Origin of the sequence: Streptomyces sp. WZ.A104 (assembly GCF_002382885.1) — a bacterium.
Taxonomy (GTDB): Bacteria; Actinomycetota; Actinomycetes; order Streptomycetales; family Streptomycetaceae; genus Streptomyces.
Genome location: NZ_NWVL01000032.1, coordinates 65496 through 84525, shown reverse-complemented (window position 1 = coordinate 84525; position 19030 = coordinate 65496). Strand labels below are relative to the sequence as shown.

Genomic DNA, 19030 nt, shown 5'->3' with positions numbered 1-19030 from the left:
CAAAGGAACCTCCAACCTGCACCAGGTGCAGGCCGGGGTATCAACATATCTGGCGTTGACTTTTGGCACGCTGTTGAGTTCTCAAGGAACGGACGCTTCCTTCGGTCCCGTTTCACCGGCGCCCTCCGGGCGCTTCCCTTCGTTCTTGCGTTTCCGACTCTATCAGACTCTTTCGTGTCCGATTCCCGGTCGAAGCGGGTTGCTTTCGAGGTCCTTCGCTTTCGCGTTTTCCCTTTCCGGCGGTTCCAACTTTACCAGACTCTTTTCCGTTCCGTTTCCGGTCCGAATTCGATTTCCGGTGGCCTGTGGAGGGCCTTTGCCTTTCGGCGTGTTCACTACGTTAGCCGATTCCCTTGGCAGCTCATAATCGAGCCTGTCGAGCGAATTACGGGCATGCCGAATTCGCACCCGCCAGGGTGAGTCGTAGGTAGTGGTGTGGCCGCTTCGAGTGGCTCGGTCCGGTCCGATGGACCGTGCCGACAGCTGTACCCGTGTCAAGCGGCTCGGACTACATTAGGCGTCCGCCGAGGGTGCGTCAAGTTGTCCTGCGGCTCGCCCGATGGCGTGGCGCGTGGGCGCGGTACGGGCTCACCGTGGGGTCTCCGTCGATCCAGAAGCGCCAGGGCTGGTGGGCCCCGTCGCCGCCTACGCCCGTGCGGGGGCCGCTGCGTACCAGGTCATGGGGTGGCGGGGTGCCGTGCAGTACGGACAGGGCGGGGGCGGGGCCGTCGAAGAGGTCGCTGCCGTTCAGCTCTCGGTCGATGTCGAGGGCGGTGGCCAGGCGGGCGGGGCCTTTGGCCAGTTCGTCGTCGCTGCGGGCCGAGACGCGCCGCTCGCGGGCGAGGCCGACGCCGACGTCGATCGCGCCCGCCCGGAGCAGGACCCCGCTCGCCCGGCCTTCCGGACCGCAGACCAGGTTGAGGCAGTGCCACATCCCGTACGTGAAGTAGACGTACGTATGACCGGGCGGGCCGAACATCACGCTGTTACGGGGGGTGCGGCCGCGGTAGGCGTGCGAGCCCGGGTCGACCTCACCGGCGTACGCCTCCACCTCGGTCAGGCGCAGCTCGATCGTGCCCCCCGCGCTGTGCCGGACCAGGGTGCGGCCCAGGAGGTCGGGGGCGACCTCCAGGACGCAGCGGTCGAAGAAGTCGCGTGTGAGGGGTGCGCGGTCGGGGCTCGTGGTCATGGGGTCCGAGGGTACTGGGATCGCCCGCACGGGAACCGGCTACGGTCGTGGCGCGTATGTAGGGGTCAGGACCAAGAAGGAGTGACTATGGGCTTCAAGCGGCTGCTCGCGAGCATGGGTGCCGGTGGCGCGTCGGTGGAGACCGAGCTCACCGAGGTGAACGTCGTCCCCGGTGGGGTCGTCCAGGGCGAGGTCCGCATTCAGGGCGGATCGGTGCCGCAGCAGATCGAGGGGCTCAATGTCGGGCTCCAGGCGCGGGTCGAGGTCGAGAGCGGGGACCAGGAGACCAAGCAGGACATCGAGTTCACCAAGCTTCAGCTCGGCGGGGCCTTCGAGGTCCAGGCGGGCGCGGTGCACGTGGTGCCGTTCGGCCTGGAGATTCCCTGGGAGACGCCGGTCACGATGTTCGGCGGCCAGCAGCTGCGCGGGATGAACATCGGGGTGACCACCGAGCTGGAGATCGCCCGCGCGCTGGACTCCGGTGACCTGGACCCGATCAACGTGCACCCGCTGCCGGCACAGGAGGCCATCCTGAACGCCTTCGGCCAGCTGGGCTTCGGCTTCCGCAGCGCGGACATGGAACGGGGTCACATCCGCGGTACGCGTCAGCGGCTGCCGTTCTACCAGGAGATCGAGTTCGTTCCGCCGACGCAGTACCGCGGGCTGAACCAGGTGGAGCTGACGTTCGTCGCCGACGACCGTGAGATGGACGTCGTTCTGGAGATGGACAAGAAGCCGGGGCTGTTCAGCCAGGGCAGCGACTCCTACCGCGCGTTCCAGGTGGGGCTGCACGACTACCACCGGACGGACTGGGCGGCGTACCTCAACCAGTGGCTGGCCCAGGTCGGCGGTCAGCGCAACTGGCTCTAGGTCGAAAGGCCCTAGGGTCGGGTGGGGAAACCTGCCGAAGACCTGCGCGGCGGGCGGCTGGGGAGCCGCTCGCCGGCAGACGAGCCGATCAGGAGAGGTACGAGACGTGACCGAGCCGAAGAGGGCCCCGCTGCCGCACGATTTCCATCCGGAGGTTCCGGCGTTCACCTTGGTGAGCGACGATCTCGCGCCGGGGGCCGTGCTGGGTGACGCTCAGGTGCTTGCGGCCGGGAACACTTCGCCGCAGCTGCGGTGGGACGGGTTCCCGGAGGGCACCAAGAGCTTCGCCGTGACGTGTTTCGACCCGGACGCGCCGACGGGGAGCGGATTCTGGCACTGGGTGCTCTTCGACATTCCGGCGTCGGTGACCGAGTTGCCGGCCGGTGCGGGCAGCGGGGCGTTCGCGGGGCTGCCGGAGGGGGCCGTGCAGGCCCGTAACGACTACGGGTCGAAGGACTTCGGCGGTGCCGCGCCGCCGGCCGGGGAGAACCACCGCTATGTGTTCACCGTGTACGCGGTGGACACCGAGAAGCTCGGGATCGACAGTGACGCGTCGCCCGCCGTGGTCGGGTTCAACCTCCGGTTCCACACGCTGGGGCGTGCTCAGCTGATCGGTGAGTACGAGGCTCCTGTCAGCGATTAGTTCGTTTGCTGTTTGCCCTGCTCTGGTCTTGGAGAGATCAGAGCAGGGCATTTTTTATTGCGTTGTCCATCGCGGCCTGCCCAGCCAGAGTTGATCCGGGCCTGCCAGGGGGCGGGCGGCACACGGGAGGTGGGCAGGATGCGTGACACGCTGGTTCTCAATGCGAGCTTCGAGCCGCTGTCGACAGTGACGCTCAACCGTGCGGTGGTCCTGATCCTGACGGACAAGGCCGTCGTCGAGCAGTCGCATCCCGAGCTCCGTATGCGTGGTGCCGCCGTGGATATTCCGGCGCCCCGGGTGATCAGGCTCTGCCGGTATGTGCGGGTGCCGTTCCGAAGACAGGCCCCGTGGTCCAGGAGGGGCGTGCTCGTACGGGACCAGTACCGGTGCGCGTACTGCGGGCGGCGGGCGTCCACCGTCGACCATGTGGTGCCGCGTGCCCAGGGCGGGCAGGACACCTGGCTGAACACGGTGGCCTCCTGCGCCGAGGACAACCACCGCAAGGCGGCCCGGACGCCGCAGCAGGCGGGGATGCCGCTGCTGAAGCAGCCGTTCGTCCCCTCCCCCGCCGAGGCGATGCTGCTGGCGATGGGCGCAGGTGACCGGGCGGCACTTCCCGAGTGGCTGGACCGGGCAGCGGTGGCGTAGCGCGCGGAGGTTCCGCGCGGCTGCGTGGGGCCGTGGCGTGGTCGACGTACGCCGTGTGCGGTTGGTGTGGGCCCGTCCCTGTGGGCGGGCCCACGTATGTCAGCGGAGCAGCAGCTGGACGATGGCCACCGTGCCGACGGCGACGATGAGGGCGCGCAGGACGGTGGGGCTGAGGCGGCGGCCGACCTTGGCGCCTATCTGGCCGCCGATGGCCGAGCCGACGGCGATCAGGAGGACGGCCGTCCAGTCGAAGTGCGCGACGAAGAGGAAGAACAGCGCGGCGATGCTGTTGACGACGGCGGCCAGGACGTTCTTGACGGCGTTGAGGCGCTGCATGGTGTCGTCGAGCAGCATGCCCATCAGGGAGAGGTAGATGATCCCCTGGGCGGCGGTGAAGTAGCCGCCGTAGACGCTGGCGAGCATCAGTCCGACGAAGAGGAGCGGGCCGCCGTCGGGGCGAGCGGTGGTGCCGGTGTGTTCGCGGCTGCGCTGTACGGCTTTGCTGATGCGGGGTTGCAGGATCACCAGGACCAGGGCGAGCGCGACCAGGACCGGGACGATCGTCTCAAAGGCAGTCGAGGGCAGGGCGAGCAGGAGGGTCGCCCCGGTGAGGCCGCCGACGGCCGCGCCGACGCTCAGTTTGAGGACGCGTCGGCGTTGCCCGGCCAGTTCCTTGCGGTAGCCGATGGCTCCGCTGATGGAGCCGGGGATGAGGCCCAGTGCGTTGGACACGGTCGCGGTGACCGGCGGGAGGCCGGTGGCGAGCAGGACGGGGAAGGTGATCAGGGTGCCCGAGCCGACGATCGTGTTGATCGTGCCCGCACCGACTCCGGCCGCGAAGACCGCGAGTATTTCCCAGATGGACAAGGCCATCTCCTTCGATGGTCAGTGACGCCTCCCCGCCATGAAGGTCGAGGGGCCTCACTGATCATGCACGAAGGGGTCGGGGTGTCAGTGGACCGGGGGTTCTTCGCGTCGTTCCACCGCGGGGGCACCGGAGTTGCCGTTGCCGCCGTTGCTTCCGTTGCCGCCGGTGTTGAAGCCGGGCATGCCGCCGCCGAGGTTCCCGAAGGCTCCGCTGAGGCCCTTGAGAGCGTCGCCGATCTCGCTGGGCACGATCCACAGCTTGTTGGCGTCGCCCTCGGCGATCTTCGGGAGCATCTGGAGGTACTGGTACGAGAGCAGCTTCTGGTCCGGGTCTCCGGCGTGGATGGACTCGAACACCGTCCGGATGGCCTGGGCTTCACCTTCGGCGCGCAGGGCGGCGGCCTTGGCCTCGCCTTCGGCGCGCAGGATCGCGGACTGCTTCTCGCCTTCGGCGGTGAGGATCTGGGACTGCCGGATGCCCTCGGCGGTGAGGATCGCGGCGCGCTTGTCGCGGTCGGCGCGCATCTGCTTCTCCATCGAGTCCTGGATGGAGGTCGGCGGCTCGATCGCCTTGAGCTCGACGCGGTTGACGCGGATGCCCCACTTGCCGGTCGCCTCGTCGAGGACGCCGCGCAGGGCGGCGTTGATCTCCTCGCGGGAGGTGAGGGTGCGCTCCAGGTCCATGCCGCCGATGATGTTGCGGAGGGTGGTGACGGTGAGCTGCTCGATCGCCTGGATGTAGCTGGCGACTTCGTAGGTGGCCGCTCGTGCGTCGGTCACCTGGTAGTAGATGACGGTGTCGATGTTGACGACCAGGTTGTCCTGGGTGATCACCGGCTGCGGCGGGAAGGGCACGACCTGTTCACGGAGGTCGATCCGGTTGCGGATCGAGTCGATGAACGGGACGACGATGTTCAGGCCCGCGTTCAGGGTGCGGGTGTAGCGGCCGAAGCGCTCCACGATGGCGGCACTGGCCTGCGGGATGACCTGGATCGTCTTGATCAGGGCGATGAAGACGAGCACCACCAGAATGATCAGGACGATGATGATCGGTTGCATCGTGTCTCTCGTGTCCTTCGGTTGATCAACATGATCGACTTCGAGTCTCGCAGAACTCGGGCCGCCTCGTGGGTCGTTCGGTCACATGGCAGCTCGGTCACATGACGACGGCCGTCGCCCCGTCGATGTCGACGACATCGACCTGGCGGCCGGGTTCGAAGACCTGTTCGTCATCGAGCGAGCGGGCCGACCAGACCTCGCCGGCGAGCTTGATGCGGCCGCCGGAGCCGGATACCCGTTCCAGCACGACTGCCTGACGCCCCTTCAGGGCGTCGATGCCGCTTGCCTGACCGGCCTGTCCGGCCCGGTGTCTCGCGGCGATCGGGCGCACGACGGCGATCAGTGCGACCGACACCACGACGAAGACCAGCACCTGGGCGACGACTGCGCCCCCGAGGGCGGCGATGACCGATGAGGCCAACGCTCCGACGGCGAACATGCCGAATTCGGGCATCGCGGTCAGGACGAGGGGAATACCCAGTCCCACCGCGCCGATCAGCCACCACACCCATGCGTCGATATCCACATGGTCATCGTAGGACTGTCGGACCGTCACCGACAGGGCGCACGGGTGGCCAACTGCGGTGAGGCGGTGGCCGGGTGGGCTGGGCGGGGTGGGTGGAGCGGGTTACGGGGTGATCAGGTACTCAGGTCAGGGGGAGGCCGTGGGCGGTGTAACGGTCGCCGGTGTGCTCGACGATGAGCGGCAGGCCGAAGCAGCGCGAGAGGTTGCGGGAGCTGAGCTCGGTCTCCATCGGACCCGCCGCGAGGATCTTGCCCTGGCGGATCATCAGGACGTGGGTGAACCCGGGTGCGATCTCCTCGACATGGTGGGTCACCATGATCATGGAGGGGGCGAACGGGTCGCGGGCGAGGCGGCCGAGGCGGCGGACGAGGTCCTCGCGGCCGCCGAGGTCGAGTCCGGCGGCGGGCTCGTCGAGGAGCAGCAGCTCGGGGTCGGTCATCATGGCGCGGGCGATGAGCGTGCGCTTGCGCTCTCCTTCGGAGAGCGTGCCGAACTTGCGGTCCAGGTACTCGGTCATGCCGAGGCGGTCCAGGAAGGCGCGGGCGCGCTCCTCGTCGACGGCCTCGTAGTTCTCGTGCCAGGTGGCGGTCATGCCGTACGCGGCGGTGAGGACCGTCTGCAGCACGGTCTGGCGCTTGGGCAGCTTGTCGGCCATCGCGATGCCCGCCATGCCGATCCGGGGGCGCAGCTCGAAGACGTCGGTGCCGACGCCGCCCAGCTGCTCACCGAGGACGGTGGCCGTTCCCCTGCTGGGGAAGAGGTAGCTGGACGCGAGGTTGAGGAGGGTCGTCTTGCCGGCCCCGTTGGGGCCCAGGATGACCCAGCGCTCCCCCTCCTTGACCGACCAGGAGACGTCGTCCACCAGAGCGCGTCCGTCGCGGACCACGGATACGTCCACCAGCTCCAGTACATCGCTCATGAGCGCGTTGTCTCCCCATGCAGTCTCGTCGATCGTCGCGTGCCGGTGGGCACGGCTCCCAGGGAAAACCTACGCCACCGCGCGAGCGGTCCGGGCGTGAGGTCCGTACCCCATGCATCGGCCGGGCGTTCCCTAGGCTGTCTCCATGCTTGTCGAACCACGTTCAGGGTTGTTGGCCGCCTGGGGAAACGCGCTTCTCGCGGGACTCGTCTCGCCGGACGAAGCCGCCCTCGCGATTGTCGGGGAGGACGCGGTGCACCGCGTCGAGGGGCTGCCGGGTGAGGCGGGTCCGGTCGGGCTCACGCTGGCGCTCGGCCGGTTGCGGGGGCTGGGGGCGACCGGTTTCCGTGTCGCACTGCCGGCGCCGGGGCATCCGCTGGGGCTGAGCGGTCCGCCCGACTTCAATGCGCGTGCGCTGGAGGCGGAGGAGGCGGTGGTCGCGTACGGGGTGCCGTACGGGCTGGTGCCGGAGGTGAGCGAAGTGGGGCCGGAGGGGGACCTGCACGTCGAGGTGGTGTGGCGGGTGCTGCCGGTACGGGAGGCGCCGCCGGCGGATGTCCCGTCGCTGGGCGAGGCGGAGCGGGAGCTGGCCGAGGCGTTGCGGGATGCGACGGCGGTGCTCTCCCGGCTGGACGTGGCCGGGTCCGGGCCGGTGGCGGAGGCGGCGGTGGACGCGTACCGGGCGCGAACGGAGCGGGGGCGGGTGCGCGATGTGCTGGCGCCCGGGTATCCGCCGCGGGCTGCGCGGGTGCTGGAGATGGCGCAGCGGGTGGGGCTGCTGGTCTCGGTGGCGTACGAGAACGGGCACGGCGGTGCGGTGAGCGCGTCGGAGATCGCGGCGCGGGGGGAGGCGTTGCGGCCGGTGGAGCGGGTGGCTCGGCGGGCTCAGGTGGCGGCGTACAACGCGTATGTGGAGGGCGGGGAGGTTCGGCGGTAGGCCCGCGGGCGTTTGCCCTCTGCGCCCCCTGTCCTCATGCGCCGGACGGCCTGGGGCGCGGTTGGGCTGGCCGCCCGTTGCGCTCGGGGGCGGGGTTCCGTCCTCGAACGAGGGACGGGCTGGAGCGGGGTGCCGAACCCGTGGCACCAGGTGGAGCGGGTACCGGGACGGCTGGGGTGGGTCGAGGGGCGGTACGGCGAAAGCCGGACGGGCCCTTGGGGATGGAAGGGCGTCCGGCTTTCGGGGGTGGAGCTTGGGTCAGTGGTTCAGGCCGAGGTTGCCGAAGGCCGGGTTGAGCAGGCCGACCACGTTGACGGTGTTGCCGACCACGTTGACCGGGATGGCGACCGGGACCTGGGCCAGGTTGCCGCTGGCGACGCCCGGGGAGTGGGTGGCCAGGCCCTGGGCGTCGGCGCCGCTGTGGACCGTGGCGGAGGCAGCACCGGCACCGGCGGCGATGAGCCCGCCGGCGATCATCGTGACGGCAGCGGCCTTCTTCAGGTTCTTCACTTCAGGTTCCTCCTAGAGAGGCTGCGGCAGGCCGCCGCAGCACGCCATGGAGAACGCCGTGCGGCCCGGAAGGATACGCCGTACGGGTGACATACACCCGACAGTATGAATCTCGGTCCGGGTGGGAACCCGGTCGGGCCGTCGGCCGCCCGGCGGGCTTCAGCCCGCGGCTCCGTGGCGTACCGCCCACAGCGCGGCCTGGGTCCGGTCCGCCAGATCGAGCTTCATCAGGATGTTCGAGACGTGGGTCTTGACCGTCTTCTCGGAGAGGACGAGTGCGCGAGCGATCTCGCGGTTCGAACGCCCGTCCGCAATGAGGCTGAGGACTTCGCGCTCCCGTTCGGTCAGGGTGCTCCCCCGGCCCGTCCCGGTGCCCGTGTTGTCGTCGGCGAGGAGCGCGCCGGCGACCTCCGGCTGGAGAAGGACGTGACCCGCGTGGACCGAGCGGATCGCCCCGGCCAGGGCGTCCGGGTCGACGTCCTTGTAGACGTAACCGGAGGCTCCGGCGCGCAGTGCGGGGACCACCGTGCGCTGTTCGGTGAAGCTCGTGACGATGAGGACCTTGGCCGGGTTGTCGAGCTCGCGCAGCCGACGCAGGGCCTCGATGCCGTCGGTGCCCGGCATCTTGATGTCCATCAGGACCACGTCGGGGCGGAGCTCCTCGGTCCGGGCGACTCCCTCCGCGCCGTCGGACGCCTCCCCGACGACCTCTATGTCGTCCTGGATCTCCAGGAACGTACGCAGGCCACGGCGGACCACCTGGTGGTCGTCGACCAGCAGCACCCTGATGATCTTGTCAGCCACCGGGGACCTCCATCTCGATCGTGGCGCCCTTGCCGGGCTCCGAGGCAACGGTGAGTCGGCCGCCGACGCTGCTCGCCCGGTGGCGCATGGAGACGAGGCCGAGGTGGCGGCCCGCCCGCCGGACAGCGGTGGGGTCGAACCCCCGGCCGTCGTCGGTGACGCGCAGGACGGTCGCGGGGCCGTGCCGGGCCAGGGTGACGCTCACTCGCTCCGCGCCGGAGTGACGCAGGGCGTTGTGCAGGGCCTCCTGGGCGACCCGGAGCAGCGCCTCCTCCTGGGCGGCGGGCAGCGCGCGCACCCCGCGGCTCTCGAAGGCGACCTCGGCGGTGTGCGCCCGGTCCAGGACCTGGACCTGGGTGCGGAGTGTGGCGATGAGCCCGTCCTCGTCGAGCGCGGCGGGGCGCAGCTCCACGACGGCGGCCCGTAGCTCGTCGACCGCTTCGGCGGCGAGGACGGCGACCTGCTGGAGCTCGCCCTTGGCGCGGGCCGGGTCGCGGTCGACGAGGGCGGTGGCGGCCTGGGCGGTGAGGCGGAGCGAGAACAGCTTCTGGCTGACCGCGTCGTGCAGCTCGTGGGCGAGGCGAGAGCGTTCCTCGGCGATGGTCAGCTCGCGGCTGCGCTCGTAGAGGCGGGCGTTGGTCAGGGCGATGGCCGCGTGCTGGGCGAGGATCGAGAGGAGTTCCTCGTCCTCGGCGGTGAAGCCGCAGCCGCCGTCGGGCTTGGGGCACTGCTTGTTGGCGAGGAACAGGGCGCCGATGATCTCGTCGCCGTCCGTGATGGGCAGGCCGAGGAAGTCGGACATGTCGGGGTGGGCGTCGGGCCAGCCCTCGAAGCGGGGGTCCTCGCGGACGTCGGCGAGGCGTTCGGGCTTCGCCTGGTGCAGCATCGCGGCGAGGATGCCGTGCTGCCGGGGCAGGGGGCCGATGGCCTTCCACTGCTCGTCGCTGACCCCGTCGACCACGAACTGGGCGAAGCCCCCGTGGTCGTCCGGGACGCCGAGGGCCGCGTACTGGGCGTCGAGCAGTTCGCGGGCGGAGGCGACGATCGTCTTGAGGACGTCGCCCACTTCGAGGTGCCGGCTCATGGCGAGCAGCGCGGCACTCACCGCGGCGAGGCCCGACGGTGGGCGATGACTCATGGGATCACCGTACCGGCGGGGGCCGCGCGGCCGTATCGGGCGGGGGGCGGTGACGGACGGGCGGTAGGCGTAGGGCTCGGGCCACCGGTCTCCTCGGGCGAAGGTCCTAGGACTTGAGGACCCCATGGGCCGTGGCTGCCCGGGGCCTGCGTCGACGTGCCGGGTACGGGTGCGGGTGCAGCTCGCGGGCGAGGCGCGGCGGGCGGCGCGCTTCCTGCGGTGAAGCCGCCGGGGTCCTCCCGGCGGACGCCGAGGAGCGAACGGAGAAGACGGTCACGATGCCGGTGGCGGTGATCACGGGCGGTTCGAAGGGGCTGGGGAGCACGCCGGCCGGGGCGCCGGCGGCGCGGAAGCCGGGATCTGGTGCTCGACGCACGGGACGCCGGGGTTCGGGAGGACACAGCGCGGGAGCACGCCGAAGTACGGGAGGACACAGCGCGGGAGCTGGGCGCGGAAGCGAGTCGGCTGTCACCAGGCGCGGACCGGAGCGACGGCACACACGCCCGCCCGCGTCGGCGTCCTGCCTGGCCCTGAGCTGGGGCATCGCGCCGAGCCACGGCCAGCCCTGCCGGACGGTCCGCTCCCGCTGACCGTTTCCCACGCACCCCTGCTTGGCGGCGCTCCAGGGGCGGCACCTCTGGCGCGAGTTCAGGGTGCCCACCTCGCCCTGCCAGATGAGGAACATAACGCTCCGGATTGCTACAGCAACGAGTGGTGAGACTGTTACCTCGCCGATGTGAGCCCGGGCATAGGGCCCACGTCACTTACGAACGTCCCTAGTTGACACATAAGGGCGTTTTGGGCCACCACGAGCTGGGGTTGTTTCGGGCGAACGGGACCCCCTCCCAGTACCCGCTCCACTACCCGCCTTCGTACGTCACACCTTTGCCACAGCATTTTGCGGCCGCTAAGAATTGCCCTCGTCCCCGACGGAGGTACGCGCCACCACCTCCGGTCTCGTCCTCCGTGAGGACACCTGAGCATTCGAAGAGGTATCCCTGCATGTCCGCGAACCGCATTCCCAGTCGTCTTCGTCGTCTGAACAAGGTCCAGAAGATCTCCGTGGCCGGTGTGTCGGCCCTGGGCGTCGCCGCCCTGACCTTCTCGCTCGTCCCGTCGAACGCCGAGGCCGAGATTGCTCCGCAGGCAGCAGCCGCCGCTGCGCCCGTGGCTCTCACCGCCGCCGCAGGTTCCGCACAGGCCAAGACCGTGCAGAACAGCATGATCGAGCAGCACTCCACCGCTGAGCAGCTGGTGAAGGCCGCCGACGCCGCCAAGGCGAAGGCCGCTGCGAAGGCCAAGGCCGCGTCCGAGGCGAAGGCCAAGGCCGCTGCCGCCGCCAAGGCCAAGGCAGCCCAGGCCAAGGCCGACGCGAAGAAGCGCGAGTCCGAGGCCGCCAGCCGCTCCACCGCGCGCAAGCCCGTCTACGCCAACAACCTCGACGGCTGGATCCGCGAAGCCATGGCGATCATGAAGAAGGAAGGCATCCCGGGCTCCTACGACGGGATCCACCGCAACATCATGCGGGAGTCCAGCGGTAACCGCTGGGCCATCAACAACTGGGACATCAACGCCCGCAACGGCGTCCCCTCCAAGGGCCTTCTCCAGGTGATCCAGCCGACCTTCGACCGCTACCACGTGGCGGGCACCAAGAAGGACCTGTACGACCCGGTCGCCAACATCGTCGCCGCCTGCAACTACGCGGCCGACCGCTACGGCTCCATGGACAACGTGAACGGCGCGTACTGATCCCAGCAGTACTCAGGCCGCAGTACACATGCCGGAGGGCGGCACCCCGCGGGGTGCCGCCCTCCGGCATGTCGCGACCTCGGTACTACTTGCGCATGACCTCGGGCTCGTGGCGGCGCAGCAGGCGCGCCACCGCGATGCCGCAGATCACGCCGAGCGCGAGCAGGACGGTGATGTTGATGCCCCACTGGCTCGCGGTGTGCTCCCACAGCGGGTCGAGATCGGTGGGGTTCTTCGGGTCCCACGGCGGCATCAGGTGCGCCAGGTCCAGCGTGGTGCCGGCCGCGGCCATCGCCCAGCGGGACGGCATCAGCCAGGCGAACTGCTCCAGGCCCGGCGATCCGTACACCTGGAAGAGCACGCCGGTGAAGACGACCTGGATGATCGCGAACATGACCAGCAGCGGCATGGTCTTCTCGGCGGTCTTCACCAGCGAGGAGATGACCAGGCCGAACATCATCGAGGTGAAGCCCAGCACGATGATCGAGAGGCAGATCTCGACGGCCGGGGGCATGATCAGGCCCTCCGCCGGCAGATCGCGGGTGGCGAAGCCGATGCCGCAGATGATCACGCCCTGGAAGGCGGTGATCACGCCGAGGACGATCACCTTGGACATCAGGTACGCGGAGCGGGACAGGCCGGTGGCCCGCTCCCGTTCGTAGATGACCCGTTCCTTGATCAGCTCTCGTACGGAGTTGGCGGCGCCGGAGAAGCACATGCCGACCGCGAGGATCAGCATGATCGTGCCGGCCTTGCCGTTGAACCGGGACGGCGGGGTGGGCTCGGCGAGACCGAACTCCGCCGGGATGACCACGCTGACCACGCCCAGCACGGCGGGCAGGATCAGCATCAGCCCCATGAAGCCCTTGTCGGACGCGATGACGGAGGAGTACCTCCGGATCAGCGTCCACAGCTGAGCCATCCAGCCCTGCGGCTTCGGCGGGCGCATCTGCTGCGGGGGCGGCATGTTGACCGGCTGGGCCGCGACCGCGTCGATGTCGGCGGCGTACATCTGGTAGTGCTGCGAACCGCGCCAGCGGCCCGCCCAGTCGTAGTCGCGGTAGTTCTCGAAGGCGGAGAAGACGTCGGCCCAGCTGGTGTAGCCGAAGAAGTTCAGCGCTTCCTCCGGCGGACCGAAGTAGGCGACGGAACCGCCGGGCGCCATCACGAGGAGCTTGTCGCAGATCGCCAGCTCGGCGACCGAGTGCGTGACCACGAGCACCGTGCGGCCGTCGTCGGCGAGGCCGCGCAGCAGCTGCATCACGTCGCGGTCCATGCCCGGGTCGAGGCCGGAGGTCGGCTCGTCCAGGAAGATCAGCGAGGGCTTGGTGAGCAGCTCCAGGGCGACCGAGACGCGCTTGCGCTGGCCGCCGGAGAGCGAGGTGATCTTCTTGTCCTTGTGGATGTCGAGCTTGAGCTCGGCGAGGACCTCGGTGATCCGGGACTGGCGCTCGGCCTCGGTGGTGTCCGCGGGGAAGCGGAGCTTGGCCGCGTACTTGAGGGCCTTGGTGACGGTCAGTTCCTTGTGCAGGATGTCGTCCTGCGGGACCAGACCGATGCGCTGGCGCAGCTCGGCGAACTGCTTGTACAGGTTTCGGTTGTCGTAGAGGACGTCCCCCTGGTTGGCGGGCCGGTAGCCGGTGAGCGCCTTGAGCAGGGTGGACTTTCCGGAGCCGGAGGGGCCGATGACCGCGATCAGCGACTTCTCCGGGACGCCGAAGGAGACGTCCTTCAGGATCTGCTTCCCGCCGTCGACGGTCACCGTGAGGTGGCGGGCGGAGAAGGAGACCTCACCGGTGTCGACGAACTCTTCCAACCGGTCCCCGACCAGCCGGAACGTCGAGTGACCGACGCCGACGATGTCGTTCGGGCCGATGAGCGCCGAGCCGGACTTCTGGAGCGGCAGACCGTTGACGTACGTGCCGTTGTGCGAGCCGAGGTCGCGGATCTCGAAGCGGCCGTCGGGCGTCGCGTGGAACTCGGCGTGGTTGCGGGAGACCTGGAGGTCGGAGACGACCAGCTCGTTCTCCAGCGCACGACCGATGCGCATGACCCGGCCGAGGGCCAGCTGGTGGAACGTGGTCGGGCTGCGGTCACCGTAGACCGGCGGCGCGCCCGCGGCGGCGCCCTGTCCCGGTCCGCCCGGATGCGCCGGGTTCTGCTGATGCGGCACCTGCTGGTGCTGGGCCTGGTGGGCCGGGGGCTGCTGGTGCGGCACCTGCTGCTGAGGCGCCTGCGGCTGCTGCCAGGCCTGCTGCTGGGGCGGGGCCTGGTGGGCAGGGGGCTGCTGATGTCCGGGCCAGCCCGCGCCGCCGCCCTGGGGCTGCTGGTGCGGAGCCTGCTGGGCGCCGGCACCCTGGCCGCCACCGACACCCGCGCCCGCGGCGGCCGTGAGGCTCACCCGGGGGCCGTCGGTGGCGTTGCCCAGGTGCAGCACGGAGCCGGGGCCGATTTCCACCTGTTGAATCCGCTGGCCCTGCATATAGGTGCCGTTGGTGCTGCCGTGGTCCTCGATGGACCAACTGCGGCCGTTCCAGCTGATCGTGGCGTGCCGCCACGACACCCTGGCGTCGTCGATCGTCAGGTCGCCCTGCGGATCACGTCCGAGGGTGTACGGCCTGGACGGATCGAGCGTCCAGGTGCTGCCATTCAATTCCAGTACGAGTTCCGGCACTCCGCGCCCCACTAGTTGTCCCCCGTGTTACCCCCGTCGCAGGGAGTCTAGGGATGCTGAACATCGTGGGGAACTATTCCAGGGTCGGCCCCCGATCCGAAAGTCGGGAGGGTGAAGACCGCGCGGAGGCCTGCTCAGAGGCTCCGGACCCGGCAGGAAAACCACCCCGGAACGGGAGAAGAGCGAATGAAGGTGCTCTTACCACCTGGCGAAGCTTCAGTGACTTCATAACGGGCCATACGAGACACCCGGAGCGGCCGAAGGCAAGACCTGTACCGGCCAGATCTGCGGGGGCCGCGTGTCCCCGGGCGCGTATCCCTGTGTCCTCGGGCGCGAATCCCCCTGTTCCTCGGGCGCGTATCCCGTTGCTTTCGGGCGCGTGTCCCTCCCGACTGCCGCACACGGAGCCTCACGGTTTTCCGTCCGGCACTCGGGACAGGCAGCCGGGGAGGGCGGCCGGACCGATACGGTGGGAACCACCATGAGCGCATCTCAGCCACCTCAGCCACCCGCGTCACCTCAGCCCCTCCCGGGCAGCGACGCACCCACCCTGCTCGTCAAGATCTTCGGCAAGGACCGGCCCGGGATCACCGCCGGGCTCTTCGACACCCTCGCCGCGTACGCGGTCGACGTCGTGGACATCGAGCAGGTCGTCACCCGTGGCCGCATCGTGCTGTGCGCCCTGGTCACCGCGCCCGTCGCGGGCGGGACGACCGAGGGCGACCTGCGGGCGACCGTGCACAGCTGGGCCGACTCCCTGAAGCTTCAGGCCGAGATCATCTCGGGCATCGGCGACAACCGCCCCCGAGGGGACGGCCGTTCCCACGTGACCGTGCTGGGGCACCCGCTCACCGCCGAGTCGACCGCCGCCATAGCGGCCACGATCACCTCGACCGGCGGGAACATCGACCGTATCTTCCGGCTGGCGAAGTACCCGGTCACCGCCGTCGAGTTCGCGGTGTCGGGGACCGGGACCGGGGAGCTGCGGACCGCGCTGGCGACCGAGGCCGCGGAGATCGGTGTGGACGTCGCGGTGGTCTCGGCCGGGCTGAGCCGCCGGGCCCAGCGCCTGGTGGTCATGGACGTCGACTCCACGCTGATCCAGGACGAGGTGATCGAGCTCTTCGCGGCGCACGCGGGCTGCGAGGACAAGGTCGCCGAGGTGACCGAGCAGGCGATGCGCGGCGAGCTGGACTTCGAGCAGTCGCTGCACGCCCGGGTCGCACTGCTGGCAGGCCTGGACGTCTCGGTGGTGGACAAGGTCCGCGCCGAGGTACGGCTCACCCCCGGCGCCCGCACCCTGATCCGTACGCTGAAGCGGCTCGGGTACCAAGTGGGCGTCGTCTCCGGCGGGTTCACCCAGGTCACGGATGACCTGAAGGAACGGCTCGGCCTCGACTTCGCCTCCGCCAACACCCTGGAGGTGGTGGACGGCAAGCTCACCGGACGGGTCGTCGGCGATGTCGTGGACCGGGCGGGCAAAGCCCGGCTGCTGCGCAGCTTCGCCGAGCAGGCGGGGGTTCCGCTGGCGCAGACGGTGGCCATCGGGGACGGGGCGAACGACCTCGACATGCTGAACACCGCCGGGCTCGGCGTGGCGTTCAACGCCAAGCCGGTGGTCCGCGAGGCGGCGCACACCGCGGTGAACGTGCCGTTCCTGGACACCGTGCTCTATCTGCTCGGCATCACCCGCGAAGAGGTCGAGGCGGCGGACGGCCTCGTCGACTGACGCCCACGGGCCTGCGGGCTCCACAGGCAGGCATGCGGGCCTACGGGCTCCACGGGCGTGCGGGCCCACAGGCTCAGGCATGCAGGCCTACGGGAAGAGGCCCCGGCACCGAGGAGGTGCCGGGGCCCTGTGCGCGGTCGCGACCGCGTGCGTTCGCGCTGCTCAGCCGTTCGGTGTCCAGTACTCCGTGAGCTTGCCGGCCCCGTGCTCCACGCTCTTCCAGGAGCCGGGGAACTCCACCACGGCGTAGGCCGCCGTCGGGAATCCGTCCCGGGTCATCCTGGCCAGGGTGTCACCCTCGGCCGATCCGGAGAGGGCGTCGGCGGCTCCGTGCATCCCCGGGTTGTGGCCGATGACCAGCAGGTTACGGACGTCGTCCGGGGTCTCGTTGAACAGGGCGATCAGGTCGCCGAGGGAGGCCTCGTACAGCCTCTCCTCGTAGACGGTCCGGGGGCGCTGGGCGAATTCATGGACCGCCAGCTTCCAGGTCTCCCGCGTCCTGACTGCGCTGGAACAGAGGGCCAGATCGAAATCGATGCCGGAGTCGGCGAGCCTGCGGCCGGCCACGGGCGCGTCCTTGCGGCCGCGCTCGGCCAGCGGACGCTCATGATCGGAAGCCTGTGACCATTCAGCCTTGGCATGCCGGAGAAGGACGATCCTGCGAGGTGTCTCGACGCTCATACACCTCAGCTTCGCATGAAATGCGGCCTGTGGCGCAGGGTGTTGACGTGCTCGTCCGGGGAGTTGACGCGCTGGTCCGGGGGTCTGGGGGTGCCTTCGCCTCAGCGGGCGAGCAAGTGGAACGTGTGCTCGATCAGCTGTCCGAGCGCGGGGGCGCTCGTGGCGGCGTGGGCCTGTCCGGGGTTGATGATCATCAGGAGGAGGGCGGCGAACGCGACGGCGGGCAGGGCGACGGCCCACCAGGGCAGCCGGACCTCGACGCCGTCCGCGGCAGGCCGGGGGGACCTTGGGTGCGTCGGTGTCGCCATGTCCGCCTCCGTGGGGCTTCGGGTCGTCGGTCGTTACCGAAGAACCTACGGCTCGGAGGCGGGCGGTCCCATCCGGTGACCCACCCACTTCACCCTGACCCTGGCCCCCTAGGGGACGGTGGGGCTGGCCCCACCCCCGGGGACCGGGGGACGTCATCTCATGACACCAGGAGGTGACGTCAGGGGGAGGCGATCGCGGCGATCACACCGATGACCACGGTCACGAGAATCATCGCCCCGAACACGAGGAGAAGCTTCTTCTGGCCGTTCTGAGGATTCGGATCGAGCACTGGCATGGGGCCAGTCTCGCATCTCAGCACTCGTTCTCGATCGTCCGGTCCCGGCCGGCCAGGATTCCGGCCGCCATCTGGGGAATCATCAGGCCCGCCATCAGGGCGATCGGCAGCCCCCAGCCGCCACTGTGCTGGTAGAGCACGCCAACGAGCAGCGGGCCCGGAATCGAGAGCAGATAGCCGGTGGACTGCGCGAAGGCCGACAGCCGGACCACGCCCGCGCCGGTCCGCGCCCGCATGCCGATCATCGTGAGGGCCAGTGGGAAGGCGCAGTTGGCCACGCCGAGGAGCAGCGCCCAGGCCCAGGCCCCGGCTGCCGGGGCGAGGTAGAGGCCTCCGTAACCGATCAGGCCGCACAGGCCCAGGACGACGACGATGGGGCCCTGCTGCTTGAGCCGGGAGGCGACGCGGGGGATGACGAAGGCGAGCGGGACACCCATCGCCATGGTGACCGCGAGCAGGACGCCCGCCGTGCCCGCGGAGACCCCGGCGTCGCGGAAGATCTGCGGCATCCAGCCCATGGTGATGTACGCGGCGGTGGCCTGGAGCCCGAAGAAGAAGGCGAGGCCCCAGGCGGTCCGGCTGCGGGTGATCCGAAGCGCGGGCGCCTCGGCGGGGCGGATGCCGGATGCCCCGGTGGGGACGGTGGCAGGCCTGTCGGCGCGGCGGGTGCCGGACGCCCCCACCGAACGGTCTCCGGTCGCCCCGGGCCCCCCCACCGGGCCGTTTCCGGGCTGGCCGGGTGCGGGGGTGCGGTCGCGTACGAGGACGATCCAGGGCAGGACCGCGAGGGCGGCGAGCACGGCCCAGATCGCCAGGCCGGACTGCCAGTCGCCGCCGAGTGCGCCGGTGAGCGGGACGGTGACGGCGGCGGCCAGGGCGGTGCCGAGGGCCAGGGCCATGGAGTACAGGCCGGTCATGGTGCCGACGCGGTCAGGGAACCAGCGCTTGACGATCACCGGCATCAGGATGTTGCTGACCGCGATGCCCATGAGGGCCAGCGCGCTGGCGGCCAGGAATCCGGCGGTGGAGCCGGCGTACGGGCGGATCACCAGACCGGCCGCGATGGCCGCCATGCCAGCGCAGACGACGGTGCCCGCGCCGAAGCGGCGGGCGAGGCGCGGCGCCATGACCCCGAAGACCGCGAAGCAGAGCGGCGGTACGGAGGTGAGGACACCGGCCACGCTGCCGCTCATGTGCAGCCCCTCGCGGACCTCTTCGAGGAGGGCGCCGAGGCTGGTGATGGCGGGGCGGAGGTTCAGGGCGGCCAGGACGAGTCCCACGGCGATCAGGCGCAGCAGCCAGGGCGCGGGGGCCTCGCCCGTACCGGGGAGCCGCAGGGCGCGGGGGTCGTGGGGTGTGCGTGCGGCGGGGCCGCTGTTCAGGGTCGGGGTCTGTGTCTCGTCCGGCATGGAGTCATCATAGAATCATGGGATGATTGATTGTCCAATCCCGCCGACCCTCCGGATCCCCCGGCTCCCCTGAG

19 protein-coding genes are annotated in these 19030 nt (G+C 69.9%); 6 read left to right on the top strand and 13 right to left on the bottom strand.

The window, feature by feature from the left end; genetic code table 11:
• Positions 1–535: 535 nt before the first annotated feature.
• A complete protein-coding gene (locus CIB93_RS18910; RefSeq protein ID WP_096628250.1) occupies positions 536–1189 on the bottom strand; it encodes a DNA-3-methyladenine glycosylase in 654 nt (217 codons plus the stop codon).
• Positions 1190–1276: 87 nt separating this feature from the next.
• Between CIB93_RS18910 and CIB93_RS18905 the strand changes: the two genes are divergently transcribed.
• The 3 genes from CIB93_RS18905 (at position 1277) to CIB93_RS18895 (ending at position 3350) form a co-directional block, all read left to right on the top strand.
• Positions 1277–2059, top strand: a complete 783-nt coding sequence (locus CIB93_RS18905) for a sporulation protein (RefSeq protein WP_096628248.1) — start codon at positions 1277–1279, stop codon at positions 2057–2059.
• Between the two features lie 106 nt (positions 2060–2165).
• Positions 2166–2702, top strand: coding sequence for a YbhB/YbcL family Raf kinase inhibitor-like protein (locus CIB93_RS18900; RefSeq protein WP_096628246.1), 537 nt, complete (start codon positions 2166–2168; stop codon positions 2700–2702).
• A gap of 138 nt (positions 2703–2840) precedes the next feature.
• Positions 2841–3350: an HNH endonuclease gene (locus CIB93_RS18895; RefSeq protein ID WP_096628244.1), complete on the top strand. Its 510-nt coding sequence runs from the start codon at positions 2841–2843 to the stop codon at positions 3348–3350.
• Between the two features lie 99 nt (positions 3351–3449).
• Here CIB93_RS18895 and CIB93_RS18890 read toward each other — a convergent pair whose 3' ends face one another.
• The 4 genes from CIB93_RS18890 to CIB93_RS18875 all read right to left on the bottom strand — a co-directional run bounded on the left by CIB93_RS18890 (position 3450) and on the right by CIB93_RS18875 (position 6721).
• A complete protein-coding gene (locus CIB93_RS18890; RefSeq protein WP_096628255.1) occupies positions 3450–4217 on the bottom strand; it encodes a sulfite exporter TauE/SafE family protein in 768 nt (255 codons plus the stop codon).
• Between the two features lie 84 nt (positions 4218–4301).
• Positions 4302–5276 carry an SPFH domain-containing protein gene (locus tag CIB93_RS18885; RefSeq protein WP_096628242.1) on the bottom strand — a complete coding sequence of 325 codons (975 nt, stop codon included), beginning with the start codon at positions 5274–5276 and terminating at the stop codon, positions 4302–4304.
• A 97-nt stretch (positions 5277–5373) separates the two neighbouring features.
• Complete coding sequence (locus CIB93_RS18880) at positions 5374–5802, bottom strand: NfeD family protein (RefSeq protein ID WP_096628240.1); 429 nt, start codon at positions 5800–5802, stop codon at positions 5374–5376.
• Between the two features lie 121 nt (positions 5803–5923).
• Positions 5924–6721, bottom strand: coding sequence for an ABC transporter ATP-binding protein (locus CIB93_RS18875; RefSeq protein WP_096628238.1), 798 nt, complete (start codon positions 6719–6721; stop codon positions 5924–5926).
• Between the two features lie 145 nt (positions 6722–6866).
• On the opposite strand from CIB93_RS18875, the gene CIB93_RS18870 reads away from it, so the two are divergent.
• On the top strand, positions 6867–7658 hold the full coding sequence (locus CIB93_RS18870; RefSeq protein ID WP_096628236.1) for a hypothetical protein: 792 nt from the start codon (positions 6867–6869) through the stop codon (positions 7656–7658).
• Positions 7659–7916: 258 nt separating this feature from the next.
• Here the strand turns inward: CIB93_RS18870 and CIB93_RS18865 are convergent, their stop codons facing one another.
• The 3 genes from CIB93_RS18865 to CIB93_RS18855 form a co-directional block, all read right to left on the bottom strand.
• Positions 7917–8168: a chaplin gene (locus CIB93_RS18865; RefSeq protein WP_096628235.1), complete on the bottom strand. Its 252-nt coding sequence runs from the start codon at positions 8166–8168 to the stop codon at positions 7917–7919.
• A gap of 159 nt (positions 8169–8327) precedes the next feature.
• Positions 8328–8972: a response regulator transcription factor gene (locus CIB93_RS18860; protein ID WP_096628233.1), complete on the bottom strand. Its 645-nt coding sequence runs from the start codon at positions 8970–8972 to the stop codon at positions 8328–8330.
• Positions 8965–10110, bottom strand: a complete 1146-nt coding sequence (locus tag CIB93_RS18855; protein WP_096628231.1) for a GAF domain-containing sensor histidine kinase — start codon at positions 10108–10110, stop codon at positions 8965–8967. Before CIB93_RS18855 ends, CIB93_RS18860 begins: the two co-directional genes overlap by 8 nt.
• Before the next feature lie 1002 nt (positions 10111–11112).
• On the opposite strand from CIB93_RS18855, the gene CIB93_RS18850 reads away from it, so the two are divergent.
• The gene (locus CIB93_RS18850; protein WP_096628229.1) at positions 11113–11859 is read left to right on the top strand and encodes a transglycosylase SLT domain-containing protein; all 747 of its coding nucleotides are present in this window, start codon (positions 11113–11115) and stop codon (positions 11857–11859) included.
• Between the two features lie 85 nt (positions 11860–11944).
• On the opposite strand, the gene CIB93_RS18845 is transcribed toward CIB93_RS18850, so the two are convergent.
• Entirely contained in the window at positions 11945–14545 is a 2601-nt protein-coding gene (locus CIB93_RS18845) for an FHA domain-containing protein (RefSeq protein WP_096628227.1), read from the bottom strand.
• Between the two features lie 469 nt (positions 14546–15014).
• Between CIB93_RS18845 and serB the strand changes: the two genes are divergently transcribed.
• Positions 15015–16262 carry a phosphoserine phosphatase SerB gene (serB, locus tag CIB93_RS18840; protein ID WP_096628226.1) on the top strand — a complete coding sequence of 416 codons (1248 nt, stop codon included), beginning with the start codon at positions 15015–15017 and terminating at the stop codon, positions 16260–16262.
• Between the two features lie 162 nt (positions 16263–16424).
• Here the strand turns inward: serB and CIB93_RS18835 are convergent, their stop codons facing one another.
• The 4 genes from CIB93_RS18835 to CIB93_RS18820 form a co-directional block, all read right to left on the bottom strand.
• On the bottom strand, positions 16425–16943 hold the full coding sequence (locus CIB93_RS18835; RefSeq protein WP_096628224.1) for a histidine phosphatase family protein: 519 nt from the start codon (positions 16941–16943) through the stop codon (positions 16425–16427).
• A 101-nt stretch (positions 16944–17044) separates the two neighbouring features.
• Entirely contained in the window at positions 17045–17251 is a 207-nt protein-coding gene (locus CIB93_RS18830; RefSeq protein ID WP_096628223.1) for a hypothetical protein, read from the bottom strand.
• A 179-nt stretch (positions 17252–17430) separates the two neighbouring features.
• A complete protein-coding gene (locus CIB93_RS38935; RefSeq protein WP_096628221.1) occupies positions 17431–17547 on the bottom strand; it encodes an SGM_5486 family transporter-associated protein in 117 nt (38 codons plus the stop codon).
• 17 nt (positions 17548–17564) lie between these two features.
• Complete coding sequence (locus CIB93_RS18820; protein WP_096628219.1) at positions 17565–18956, bottom strand: MFS transporter; 1392 nt, start codon at positions 18954–18956, stop codon at positions 17565–17567.
• Positions 18957–19030 lie beyond the last annotated feature (74 nt).

Excerpts from the sequence above, each read along its gene's own strand:
- CIB93_RS18835 (WP_096628224.1), bottom strand. The coding sequence starts at position 16,943 with ATGAGCGTCGAGACACCTCGCAGGATCGTCCTTCTCCGGCATGCCAAG.
- CIB93_RS18895 (WP_096628244.1), top strand. The coding sequence starts at position 2,841 with ATGCGTGACACGCTGGTTCTCAATGCGAGCTTCGAGCCGCTGTCGACA.
- CIB93_RS18905 (WP_096628248.1), top strand. The coding sequence starts at position 1,277 with ATGGGCTTCAAGCGGCTGCTCGCGAGCATGGGTGCCGGTGGCGCGTCG.
- CIB93_RS18830 (WP_096628223.1), bottom strand. The coding sequence starts at position 17,251 with ATGGCGACACCGACGCACCCAAGGTCCCCCCGGCCTGCCGCGGACGGC.
- CIB93_RS18885 (WP_096628242.1), bottom strand. The coding sequence starts at position 5,276 with ATGCAACCGATCATCATCGTCCTGATCATTCTGGTGGTGCTCGTCTTC.
- serB (WP_096628226.1), top strand. The coding sequence starts at position 15,015 with ATGAGCGCATCTCAGCCACCTCAGCCACCCGCGTCACCTCAGCCCCTC.
- CIB93_RS18910 (WP_096628250.1), bottom strand. The coding sequence starts at position 1,189 with ATGACCACGAGCCCCGACCGCGCACCCCTCACACGCGACTTCTTCGAC.
- CIB93_RS18820 (WP_096628219.1), bottom strand. The coding sequence starts at position 18,956 with ATGCCGGACGAGACACAGACCCCGACCCTGAACAGCGGCCCCGCCGCA.
- CIB93_RS18855 (WP_096628231.1), bottom strand. The coding sequence starts at position 10,110 with ATGAGTCATCGCCCACCGTCGGGCCTCGCCGCGGTGAGTGCCGCGCTG.
- CIB93_RS18850 (WP_096628229.1), top strand. The coding sequence starts at position 11,113 with ATGTCCGCGAACCGCATTCCCAGTCGTCTTCGTCGTCTGAACAAGGTC.
- CIB93_RS38935 (WP_096628221.1), bottom strand. The coding sequence starts at position 17,547 with ATGCCAGTGCTCGATCCGAATCCTCAGAACGGCCAGAAGAAGCTTCTC.
- CIB93_RS18870 (WP_096628236.1), top strand. The coding sequence starts at position 6,867 with ATGCTTGTCGAACCACGTTCAGGGTTGTTGGCCGCCTGGGGAAACGCG.
- CIB93_RS18875 (WP_096628238.1), bottom strand. The coding sequence starts at position 6,721 with ATGAGCGATGTACTGGAGCTGGTGGACGTATCCGTGGTCCGCGACGGA.